We start from the raw sequence: 10404 nt of genomic DNA, 5'->3' as shown, positions 1-10404 counted from the left end.
AACACCTACTCGCTACCTGGACCGGCACCTGCCCCACCTGCCGACAACCCACCCCAAGACAGCCCCACGACACCACCTAACAAAGCACTACTAGGGGGTGTCTTGCCGAGCAGGCCGGGCTCGCGATGCCCGGCACCGCCAAGACGCCCCGGGTCCCGGTCGGGCCGCCGGCCGCGGGCTGGGAGACTGTCCCCATGACCCGATCCGTCGTTCTCGAATTCTGGTGCGAACTCCAGTGCCCGGACTGCACCACCGCCCTCGATGACGTGCGCGCGCTCCGCGCCCGCTACGGGGACCGGCTGGACATCGTCCTGCGCCACTTCCCGCTGGAGAAGCACAAGTACGCCTTCGCGGCCGCGCAGGCCGCCGAGGAGGCGGCGGAGCAGGGTCAGGGCTGGGCGTACGCCGAGGCCGTGCTCGCCCGGACCGCGGAGCTGGACGCGCGCGGCGAGCAGCTGCTGCTCGACGTGGCCCGGGAGCTGTCCCTGGACGCCGACGAGTTCGACACCGCCCTGATCGACGGCCGGCACATGCTGGTGGTCGACGCGGACCAGGCCGAGGGCAAGGCGATCGGCATCACCGGCACCCCCACCTACGTCATCGGCGGCGAGCGCCTGGACGGCGGGAAGGGCCAGGCGGGCCTGCGGGCCCGCATCGAGGAGATCGCCGACCGCCTGCTGGCGGAGGCGGGCCCCGCCTGAGGGGTGTCCGGCGGATCACGGCCGGCCGCCCGGCACCCCTAGAGCAGGTCCTTCGCGTAGTTGACGTTGGTGGTCCGGTAGCCCAGGGAGTCGTAGAGGCTGCGGGCCGGGGTGTTGCCGGCGAAGACCTGCAGGCCGAGCCGCCGGTGGCCGGCCGCCACGGCGGTCCGCTCGGCCAGCAGCATCAGGGTGCGGCCGTGGCCCCGGCCGCGGTGCCCGGCGGCCACCTCCACCTCGTACACGTACGCGTCCTCGCCCTTCCGGGCCACCCACAGGTGGCCGACCCGCTCGCCGCCCGCCTCCAGGACGGACAGCTCGGCGCCCGGTGTGTGCACGCCCTGTGGCAGGGATTCGCGGTGGTCGGCCAGCGCTTTGGCGAGGGCCGCCTCCCGGGGCATGCCCCGGCTGCTCCAGTCCTCCGCGTACGCCTCGACCGCCCGCTCCAGCCAGGGCCCGTACTCCGTCTCGGTCATCCGGCGGGCCCGCACCCCGGCGGGCAGTTCCGGCGGGGCGGCCGGCAGTTCCTTGGCCATGTTGCGGCTGTACTCGACGTAGCCGAGGGCGGCCGCCATCCGCAGCGCGCCCCCCGCTGCCGCCGGCACCGAGACCCGCACCCGGCGGCAGCCCCAGGAGCGGAGCACCTCCTCGGCGGCGAGTGCGGCGACGGTGGCGCGGCCGCGCCGGCGGTCGGGCTCGTCGATGTGCAGGTCCCGGATCTCGCCGACGGTGGGTCCGAACGGGGTGTCCGAGGCGAGCAGCAGCGCGCCGACCCGCCGGCTGTTGACCCGTACCTCGTACGGGCGCGAGCGCGCCCCCGCGGCAGTCTGCTGAAGCGGCCCGCTCGGCCGCAGGGTGGTGGTCATCAGGGTTGTTCTACCCGCCCCGGGGCGCCGCGTCAGCCCGTTTACGGCTGCTTCCGGCCGCTTCCGGCCGCTTCCCGGGCGCTCACGGGTCGATGTCGGCCGCGGACCGCTCGTCGAAGATGCGCATCGCCTCGGCAGTGACCGGCCCGGGGGCGGCCGCCAGCTCGCGGCCGTCGATCCGGTGGACCGCCTGCACATCGCGCAGGGTGGAGGTCAGGAAGACCTCTTCGGCCTGCTCCAGGGCCTCGAAGGGCAGGTCGGTCTCCTTGGCGCCGGCCCATTCGGCGACCAGGGCGCGGGTGATCCCGGCCAGGCAGCCGGAGGCCACCGGCGGGGTGTGGAGCTCCCCGTCGAGGACCACGAAGACGTTGGAGCCGGTGCCCTCGCAGAGCCGGCCCACCGTGTTGGCGAACAGGGCCTCGGAGGCCGCGGCCCGGTGCGCCTGGGCCAGCGCGACCACGTTCTCGGCGTACGAGGTGGACTTGAGGCCGGCGATGGCGCTCCGCTCGTTCCGCACCCAGGGCACGGTGATCACGGCGGTGGTGTCCGGGCGGCGCGAGGTTTCGCCGACGGCGACGACCAGGGTGGGGCCCTCGTGGCCCCGGTCCGAGCCGAGCGGGGACACTCCCCCGGTGTAGGTGATCCGGAGCCGGCCGAGCGGCATCGGATTGGCCGCCAGCACGGCCTCACAGGCGTGCCGGACCTCCTCGGGGTCGGGGTCGGGCAGCCCGAGCCCGCGGGCCGAGCGGGTCAGCCGCTCCAGGTGCCGGGTGAGCGCGAACGCCCGGCCGTGCTGCGCCTTGACGGTCTCGAAGACGCCGTCACCGACGGTCAGGCCGTGGTCGAACACGGAAACCCGCGCACCGTCGCCGTCCCGCAGTGCTCCGTCGAGCCAGATCCTCACCGTACGGTCCCTCCACTCGCCTGATACGCACCCGACGCTACCGCGAGCAGCCGGGCCGCCTTCAGTTCGGTCTCCGCCCATTCGCGTTCGGGGTCGGAACCCCAGGTGATGCCCGCCCCGGTGCCGAACAGCAGCCGGGGTCCGCCGGTCGCCTGCCGGTCGATCCAGAAGGTGCGGATGCCCACGGCTAGCTCAGCGACGCCCCGGTCGGCGTCCACCCAGCCGATGCCGCCGCAGTAGGGGCCGCGCGGGGCGGTCTCCAGAGCCTCGATGATCCGGAGGGCGGAGGACTTGGGCGCTCCGGTGACGGAACCCGGCGGGAAGGTGGCGTCGAGGAGCTCGGGCCAGCCGGCACCGTCGGCGAGTTCGCCGCTCACCCGGGAGACGAGGTGGACCAGGCCGGGGTGTTCCTCGACGGCGCAGAGTTCGGGGACGGCCACGGAGCCGGTGGTGCAGACCCGGCCGAGGTCGTTGCGGACCAGGTCGACGATCATCACGTTCTCGGCGTGGTCCTTCTCCAGCAGGTCGGCGGCGGTGCGGCCGGTCCCCTTGATCGGACCCGACTCGATGTGGCGTCCCGACCGGCTGAGGTAGAGCTCCGGGGAGGCGGTGGCTATCTCCACGCCGTGCGCCGGGAGCCGAATCGTTCCTGCGTACGGGGCCGGGTTGCCGCGGGCGAGCAGCGCGGTGAGCGCGTCCACGTCGGCTCCGTCCGGGTCCGGCAGCGGCGCGGACATCACCCGGCAGAGATTGGCCTGATAGACCTCTCCCCCCGCGATGTGCTCGCGAATGCGGCGCACGCCGGCCACGTAGGCGTCCCGGTCCAGTGAGGAGGTCCAGCGGTCGGCGGCGGGCCCGCGCCAGGCTCCCGGGACGGGGGCGGGAACCGGGACCTCGCGTACGTCGCCGAACCGGGCACAGGTCATGCGCCCCTCGAAGTCGGCCGAGACCGCCCAGAACCCGGTGGAGTCGAGGGCGGAGACGTCGCTGGTCACATCGCGGAGATCGGTGGCGAGGAGGCCGCCGAAGCGGGCCATGGGCTGCAGGTCTTGCACGGCTGTGAGTCTATGACCGGTGGCCGGAAGGCGCCGGTGCGGCGACGGGGAGGTGACCGGAGGTGATCGAGCGGCAGCACGCTGCGGAAACGCGTTTTTGAGCTGGCCCGGGAATCCGCTAGAGTTCAACACGTCGCCGGGGAGCGAAGGAAAAACCCCAAGCAACACGGCAACATGCGGACGTGGCTCAGCTGGTAGAGCATCACCTTGCCAAGGTGAGGGTCGCGAGTTCGAATCTCGTCGTCCGCTCGATGTGGGGGATCTTCCCGAACCCCTGTAATCACTCCTGGTGGAGTGGCCGAGAGGCGAGGCAACGGCCTGCAAAGCCGTCTACACGGGTTCAAATCCCGTCTCCACCTCCAAGGACGATTAGCTCAGCGGGAGAGCGCTTCCCTGACACGGAAGAGGTCACTGGTTCAATCCCAGTATCGTCCACTGGATCTCCGGATCCCGGATCCCCGGATCCCCGGATCCCCCGCGCGATTAGCTCAGCGGGAGAGCGCTTCCCTGACACGGAAGAGGTCACTGGTTCAATCCCAGTATCGCGCACGCAGTACGCAGTAACGCAGCACCTTCGTACCTTCGCGGTACGACCCGCGCGATTAGCTCAGCGGGAGAGCGCTTCCCTGACACGGAAGAGGTCACTGGTTCAATCCCAGTATCGCGCACCACCCCGGAAGCCCCGGCCGTCTCCACGGCCGGGGCTTCCGCGTTCCCCCGGTCAGGAGGAGAAGAGCATCCGGCCGAAGCCGCGGTTGTGGCCGTGCCCGTGGCCGTGGCCGCCGTGGTGCTGCGGGGCGCCCCAGGCGGGAGCCGGAGCGCCGTGCTGGGCGGGGTAGGCCGGCGGCGCGGGCGGCGGCGGAACCTGGCCGTACTGGGACTCCAGACGGGTCAGCGCCTCCAGCTCCCCGTAGTCCAGGAAGATGCCCCGGCAGCCGCTGCACTGCTCGATCTGGACACCGCTGCGGTTGTACGTATGCATCATGGCGTGACACTTCGGACACTGCATGATCGGCTCACTCCTCGCCGTCGGACCTCGCCACCGGAAGGCATGCGCGGTGGCGTGAGCTCACCTTACGACGGCAGCATCGGCTCCAACTCGGCCGGGAGGTCGGCTATTCGGCCACAGGCCCCGGTCACGGCCCGTTCCACCTCGTCGAGTCGACGGCGCTCCGCCATGGCCCTGGCCACGGAGAGCGCCCCGGTCTGCACGGTCAACGCGCGGGCGGCAAGGTCGAGTTCCGGCCACGGGTCGGTGCCGGGCGGGCCGGCGGCGGGGCCGCCGGCATCCCGGTAGGCGTCCAGGAAACACAGCCAGTCCTCCGGGGCGAGCAGCCCGGCCGCGTACCAGGCGGCGGGCCGGGCCAGATCCCAGGCGGCCGCACCCACCCCGAGGTCGTCGACGTCGATGAGCCGCCAGCCGGCGTCGGTACGGACGAGCTGGCCGAGGTGGAGGTCGCCGTGGCAGAGGGTGCCGTGGCCTCCCGTCGGGGCGGGGGCCTCGTCCCGTGCCCAGGGGGGCAGGGTCGCGGCGGCGGCACGGACCGCGGCCGCCCCCGCCGCCTCGGCCGTCCCGCGAACCGCGCCCGCGCCCTCGCCCGTCCTCGCGCCGGCGCCTGCGCCTGCACTTGCGCCCGTCCGCGCGCCCGCGCCCGCCAGGGCCGCGTCCATCCGGCGCAGGGCACGGGCCAGCTTCGCCGGGCCGCGCATCGGCGGGACGGGACCGGGCAGCCGGTCCACCGGCACGCGGTGCAGTACGGCGAGCAGCCGGCCGGCCGCGGCCCAGGGGGCGTCCTCCGGGCGCTCCGGATCGACGGGGGCACCGTACGGCCAGAGGGTGACGGCCCGGCCCCGCAGGTACTCGGCGCCGGGGCGCAGCGGCGGCAACAGCACTCCGGCGAGTTCGGGGGCCGCGGCGATCCGCAGCCGGACGGCGAGCCCGGCAGGATCCGTGTCGGCGGCATGGGCCTTGGCGACGGCGTTCCCGCACCGCACCACGGTCCCGTCGGCCCGGTCGGCCAGCAGCTCCCGGTCGGCCGGCAGCTCCCGGTCGGCGGGCAGCTCCCGGTCGGCGGGCAGCTCCGGGCCCGACCCGTCCCGGCGCGGACGCGGCAGCCGCCCGGCCGCGCGGAACGCGAGACCGGCCAGCTCGTCGGCCAGTGTCTGGGCCATCGCTCCCCCGGGTCCTCGTCGGGGCACGGACGCGCCCCCAGCGGATCGTACGATCCGCAACGGCGGCCGCGGTCAACGGGGCAGGGACAGGGGCAGGGACAGCGGAGCGCAGGATGCAAAAAGGGTGCTGGAACTGCGACTCCCCAGTCGCAGGGCCAGCACCCTTTCACTGCCGTCCGCCGCACCCCCGTCCCCACGGGGTTGTCCGGCGATGTCCCGGCCCGGGCCGCTCTCCCAGGCCTGAGGCGCCGCTCAGCGCCCCAGCAACGCGCTCACGGACGACGCTTGCGTCACCACCTGCTCCCAGCCGCCGAAGAGCACGACCAGGAGGGTGGCCAGGGGGAGAACCATGGCCGCGGCCACCAGCGGGTGGCGCGTTCCGGATGCGGACTGGTGCGCGGTGAACGCGAACATCTTGCGTCCCTGGCTTGCGCGGTCCGACATGGTCCTCTCCCTGTGGTTGGCAGCGGCGGGCGTGTGACCTCGGGGGACGAGTTAGCCACCCGCCGCTTGTGTTCAACCTTAGGAGCGCTGGAGCGCCCCGTCCTCATGCCTCCGGACCCTTTGGCGGGCCTCCAGGAGGATGACGGGTCGACCACCCGCGTACTCCCCTGGGTGGAGACCGGTCACCCCGCCTGGGGGTCTTCCCGGAGGGGAACCCCCGGAAGGGGCTGCTCCACCAGGGCCAGCACCCTGCTGGCCATGAACCGTGCGGTGCGCACCGCGTGACCACTCCGAGTGACTTCGCTCACTTCCACCACTCCCCTGCGGACCGCAGTCTCCACCCGGCGTCCCGCCCGGGTGGCCACCACTTCGTACGTCCGCGTCGTGTCGCCCGCATCCACGACGATCTCGACCCTGTCGCCCTTCATCGCCAATCCCCCTTACGCGATGGACTTTTGACAGCTCAGCACCCCTGAAGGGCCCCCCGCACGGGGACTTCTGAGCACCCCTCAAGTGTCCCATCCCGCACTGACAATCGAATCTACCGACGAGGGCGCGGCCTCTGAGCGCACATGGCGGATGGTCCGTAAGCTGTGCCACGTCAACAGGACGACCGGTCAGTCAGCGGGGTGGACATGGCGATGATGCGGCTCCGGCGCGAGGACCCGCGTGTCGTCGGCTCGTTCAGGCTGCACCGACGGCTCGGTGCCGGCGGTATGGGTGTGGTCTACCTGGGCTCGGACCGGCGCGGGCAGCGCGTCGCGCTCAAGGTGATCCGGCCGGATCTGGCCGAGGACCAGGAGTTCCGTTCGCGGTTCGCCCGCGAGGTTTCCGCCGCCCGCCGGATCCGCGGCGGCTGCACGGCCCGGCTGGTGGCCGCCGATCTGGAGGCCGAGCGCCCCTGGTTCGCCACCCAGTACGTCCCCGGGCCCTCGCTGCACGACCGGGTGGCCGAGGAGGGCCCGCTCACGGCCGCGCAGATCGCCGCCGTCGGTGCCGCACTCTCCGAGGGGCTGGTCGCCGTACACGAGGCCGGTGTGGTGCACCGTGACCTGAAACCGTCCAACATCCTGCTGTCGCCCAAGGGACCGCGGATCATCGACTTCGGGATCGCCTGGGCGACCGGGGCGAGCACGCTCACCCATGTCGGGACGGCAGTCGGCTCCCCCGGCTTCCTCGCCCCGGAGCAGGTCCGCGGAGCGGCCGTCACCCCGGCCACGGACGTGTTCGCGCTGGGCGCCACCCTCGCGTACGCCGCGACCGCCGACTCCCCTTTCGGGCACGGCAGTTCCGAGGTGATGCTGTACCGGGTGGTGCACGAGGAGCCCGACCTGCACGGGGTGCCCGACGCGCTGGCACCGCTGGTACGGGCCTGCCTGGCCAAGGACCCGGAGGACCGGCCGAGCACCCTGCAGCTGTCCATGCGGCTGAAGGAGATCGCGGCCCGCGAGGCGCAGGGGTCGGGAGACGGGCGGCCGCCCGCCCAGCGCCCCAGGCCGGACCGGCCCGCTCAGACCGTCCAGGCCGTCCAGGCCACCGAGTACACAGCACAGCGCACGGAGCGCCGTACGGCGGGCACCCCGGCACCGCGCCCCCAGGGCGGTCCCCAGAGCGGGCCGCAGTCCCGCCCGTCCTCGCCGCGCAACCCGGGGCCCTCGTCCCGGCCGACCGCCGGGCGTACGGGCGGCCGCCCGGCCCCGCGGACCACGGGTGCGGGGCGTCGGCCCTCGCGTCCGGACCCGCGGCTGCTGCGCCAGCGGCTGATCGTGTTCGTCGTGGTGACGCTGGTCGTGGCCCTGGGCATCGCCGCCGCACAGAAGCTGTAGGCGGACAGGCGCCGGGCGCAGAGGCGCCGGGCGGACACGCGCCAGGCCGGCACGCGCCAAGCAGACGCGCGCTAGCGCCCGGCGCCGGCCACCGCGTAGAAGGCGACGGCCGCGGCGGCGCCCACGTTCAGCGAGTCCACACCGTGCGCCATCGGGATGCGCACCCACTCGTCCGCGGCGACCAACGCCTGCGTGGACAGGCCGTCGCCCTCCGCACCGAGCATCAGCGCCACCCGCTCCAGGGACTGCGGGGCCGCCTCGTCGATCGGGGAGGCCTTCTCGTGCGGGGTGAGGGCGAGCAGCTTGAACCCGGCCTCGCGGACCGAGTCCAGGCCCTTGGGCCAGGCTTCCAGGCGGGCGTACGGGACGGAGAACACGGCGCCCATGGACACCTTCACCGAGCGCCGGTACAGCGGATCGGCGCAGTCCGGGGAGAGCAGGACCGCGTCCATGCCGAGGGCGGCGGCGCTGCGGAAGATCGCCCCGATGTTGGTGTGGTCGTTGACCGCCTCCATGATGACCACCCGCCGGGTGACGGACAGGAGTTCCTCCGCCGTGGGCAGCGGCTTGCGCTGCATCGAGGCGAGCGCCCCGCGGTGCACGTGGTAGCCGGTGACCCGCTCGGCGAGCTCCGGGCTGACCGCGTACACGGGGGCCGGGAGCTCGTCGATGACGTCCCGCATGACGTCCACCCACTTGGCGGAGAGCAGCATCGAGCGCATCTCGTAACCGGCGTTCTTGGCGCGTCTGATGACCTTCTCGCCCTCGGCGATGAACAGGCCCTCGGCCGGTTCGCGCCGGCGCCGGAGTTCGACGTCGGTCAGGCCCGTGTAGTCGCGCAGGCGCGGGTCGTCGGGGTCTTCGACGGTGATGAGATCAGCCACAGGGTGATACTGCCTTGTCCTGGGTGCGGTGCCAACGGCACGGTCAGTTGCTGGTGTGGACCTTCACGACGTCACCGATGACGATGACGGCGGGCGGCCGGACCTCTTCCGCGCGGACGGTCTCGCCGACGGTGGCCAGAGTGGCGTCCACCCGGCGCTGGGTGGCGGTGGTGCCCTCCTGGATGACGGCGACCGGGGTGTCGGCGGGCTTGCCGTGCCGGACGAGGGCCTCGGCGATCGAGCCGATCTTGTCGACGCCCATCAGGATCACCAGGGTGCCGGTCAGCTTGGCCAGGGACTCCCAGTCGACCAGCGAGCGCGGGTCCTCGGGGCCGACGTGGCCGCTGACCACGGTGAACTCGTGGGCGACGCCCCGGTGGGTGACGGGGATGCCGGCCGCGCTCGGCACGGAGATGGAGCTGGAGATGCCGGGGACCACGGTGCAGGTGATGCCGGCCTCGGCGAGGGCCTGGAGCTCTTCCATGCCGCGGCCGAAGACGTACGGGTCCCCGCCCTTGAGCCGGACCACGTTCTTGCCGGCCTTGGCATGCTCGACGAGCGCGTTGTTGATGGCCTCCTGGGCCATGAACCGGCCGTACGGGATCTTCGCCGCGTCGATGACCTCGACGTGCGGGGGCAGTTCGGCGAGCAGGTCGCGGGGGCCGAGCCGGTCGGCGATGACCACGTCGGCCTGGGCGAGCAGCCGGCGGCCGCGGACGGTGATCAGGTCCGGGTCGCCGGGGCCGCCGCCGACGAGAGCGACGGAGCCGGCGGAGCCGTTCGGCTGTCCGGCGGCCCGGCGGTGGGCGGGGGCCGCCAGGGTGCCGTCGCGCAGGCCCTCGACGATGGCGTCGCGGACCGCGGCGGACCGGCGCGGGTCGTTCCCGGTCAGCACGGCCACCGTGACGCCCTCGCTGCGGCCGGTGGCCGGGGTCCAGGCGGTGGCGGCGGAGGCGTCGTCGGCCCGGACGCACCAGACCCGCTCCCGCTCGGCCTCGGCGGAGACCTGCTCGTTCACCTCGCGGTGCTGGGTGGCGATCAGCGCGTACCAGGCACCGGCGAGGTCCCCGTCCTGGTAGCGGCGGCGCTCCCAGCGGATCTCACCGGTCTCCGCCATGGCGTCCACGGACGGGGTGGCGGACGGGGAGATCAGCAGCACGTCGGCGCCGGCCGCGACGAGGGCGGGCAGACGGCGCTGGGCGACCTGGCCGCCGCCGACGACGACGACGCGGCGACCGGCGAGACGGAGCCCTACGGGGTAGGCGGGGGTGTCGGCCATGGCGGTGCGGCTCCTGAAGGCGGCGGTGTTTCTACTGTGCCGCTGCGGCGCTGGAGCGGCTTGTCGGGGGTGACGTGCGGTTTCACGCCGTGCGGGTCCACGATACGACCCGCTGCCGAGCGGGTCTCCCCGGACCCGGCGGGGTTGCCGCTGCGCGGGGCTGTCCCCTCCCCGCCCCTTCCCGAACTGGGGCTCCGCCCCAGACCCCGCGCCTCAAACGCCGGCGGGGCTGGAATGTGCTGCGCACATCCAGCCCGCGCGGCGTTTGAGCGCACG

The 10404-nt window shown here is 73.4% G+C and carries 11 protein-coding genes and 5 tRNA genes; 7 read left to right on the top strand and 9 right to left on the bottom strand.

Going from position 1 to position 10404, the window contains the following annotated elements:
• The first annotated feature begins 194 nt into the window (after positions 1-194).
• A complete protein-coding gene (locus tag AB0447_RS36025) occupies positions 195-701 on the top strand; it encodes a DsbA family protein (protein WP_366481186.1) in 507 nt (168 codons plus the stop codon).
• Positions 702-739: 38 nt separating this feature from the next.
• On the opposite strand, the gene AB0447_RS36020 is transcribed toward AB0447_RS36025, so the two are convergent.
• The 3 genes from AB0447_RS36020 to AB0447_RS36010 all read right to left on the bottom strand — a co-directional run bounded on the left by AB0447_RS36020 (position 740) and on the right by AB0447_RS36010 (position 3523).
• Positions 740-1564 (bottom strand): GNAT family N-acetyltransferase, encoded by an 825-nt coding sequence (locus AB0447_RS36020; protein ID WP_366481185.1) that lies wholly within the window; start codon positions 1562-1564, stop codon positions 740-742.
• An 82-nt stretch (positions 1565-1646) separates the two neighbouring features.
• Positions 1647-2468: an aminodeoxychorismate lyase gene (locus AB0447_RS36015; RefSeq protein ID WP_366481184.1), complete on the bottom strand. Its 822-nt coding sequence runs from the start codon at positions 2466-2468 to the stop codon at positions 1647-1649.
• Positions 2465-3523, bottom strand: a complete 1059-nt coding sequence (locus AB0447_RS36010) for a chorismate-binding protein (RefSeq protein ID WP_366481183.1) — start codon at positions 3521-3523, stop codon at positions 2465-2467. Before AB0447_RS36010 ends, AB0447_RS36015 begins: the two co-directional genes overlap by 4 nt.
• A 176-nt stretch (positions 3524-3699) precedes the next feature.
• Between AB0447_RS36010 and AB0447_RS36005 the strand changes: the two genes are divergently transcribed.
• From AB0447_RS36005 to AB0447_RS35985, 5 genes are all read left to right on the top strand, one after another.
• Positions 3700-3772, top strand: a tRNA-Gly gene (locus AB0447_RS36005).
• A gap of 39 nt (positions 3773-3811) precedes the next feature.
• Positions 3812-3885 (top strand) — tRNA-Cys (locus AB0447_RS36000).
• Position 3886: 1 nt separating this feature from the next.
• Positions 3887-3958, top strand: a tRNA-Val gene (locus AB0447_RS35995).
• 42 nt (positions 3959-4000) lie between these two features.
• A tRNA-Val gene (locus AB0447_RS35990) sits at positions 4001-4072 on the top strand.
• A gap of 47 nt (positions 4073-4119) precedes the next feature.
• Positions 4120-4194 (top strand) — tRNA-Val (locus AB0447_RS35985).
• Positions 4195-4244: 50 nt separating this feature from the next.
• On the opposite strand, the gene AB0447_RS35980 is transcribed toward AB0447_RS35985, so the two are convergent.
• The 4 genes from AB0447_RS35980 to AB0447_RS35965 all read right to left on the bottom strand — a co-directional run bounded on the left by AB0447_RS35980 (position 4245) and on the right by AB0447_RS35965 (position 6567).
• A complete protein-coding gene (locus AB0447_RS35980) occupies positions 4245-4532 on the bottom strand; it encodes a zf-TFIIB domain-containing protein (protein WP_366481182.1) in 288 nt (95 codons plus the stop codon).
• 65 nt (positions 4533-4597) lie between these two features.
• Positions 4598-5695 (bottom strand): phosphotransferase, encoded by a 1098-nt coding sequence (locus AB0447_RS35975; RefSeq protein ID WP_366481181.1) that lies wholly within the window; start codon positions 5693-5695, stop codon positions 4598-4600.
• 252 nt (positions 5696-5947) lie between these two features.
• Positions 5948-6139 (bottom strand): hypothetical protein, encoded by a 192-nt coding sequence (locus AB0447_RS35970; RefSeq protein ID WP_366481180.1) that lies wholly within the window; start codon positions 6137-6139, stop codon positions 5948-5950.
• Between the two features lie 182 nt (positions 6140-6321).
• On the bottom strand, positions 6322-6567 hold the full coding sequence (locus AB0447_RS35965; RefSeq protein WP_366481179.1) for a hypothetical protein: 246 nt from the start codon (positions 6565-6567) through the stop codon (positions 6322-6324).
• A 207-nt stretch (positions 6568-6774) separates the two neighbouring features.
• On the opposite strand from AB0447_RS35965, the gene AB0447_RS35960 reads away from it, so the two are divergent.
• Positions 6775-7965 carry a protein kinase gene (locus tag AB0447_RS35960; protein WP_366481187.1) on the top strand — a complete coding sequence of 397 codons (1191 nt, stop codon included), beginning with the start codon at positions 6775-6777 and terminating at the stop codon, positions 7963-7965.
• A gap of 71 nt (positions 7966-8036) precedes the next feature.
• Here AB0447_RS35960 and AB0447_RS35955 read toward each other — a convergent pair whose 3' ends face one another.
• Both AB0447_RS35955 and cobA read right to left on the bottom strand, forming a co-directional pair.
• Complete coding sequence (locus AB0447_RS35955; protein WP_366481178.1) at positions 8037-8849, bottom strand: RNA methyltransferase; 813 nt, start codon at positions 8847-8849, stop codon at positions 8037-8039.
• A gap of 43 nt (positions 8850-8892) precedes the next feature.
• On the bottom strand, positions 8893-10128 hold the full coding sequence (gene cobA / locus AB0447_RS35950) for a uroporphyrinogen-III C-methyltransferase (RefSeq protein WP_366481177.1): 1236 nt from the start codon (positions 10126-10128) through the stop codon (positions 8893-8895).
• Positions 10129-10404: the final 276 nt, after the last annotated feature.

The organism is Streptomyces sp. NPDC051211 (genome assembly GCF_040689505.1).
Taxonomy (GTDB): domain Bacteria; phylum Actinomycetota; class Actinomycetes; order Streptomycetales; family Streptomycetaceae; genus Streptomyces.
This window is presented reverse-complemented; position numbering and strand designations above follow the sequence as displayed.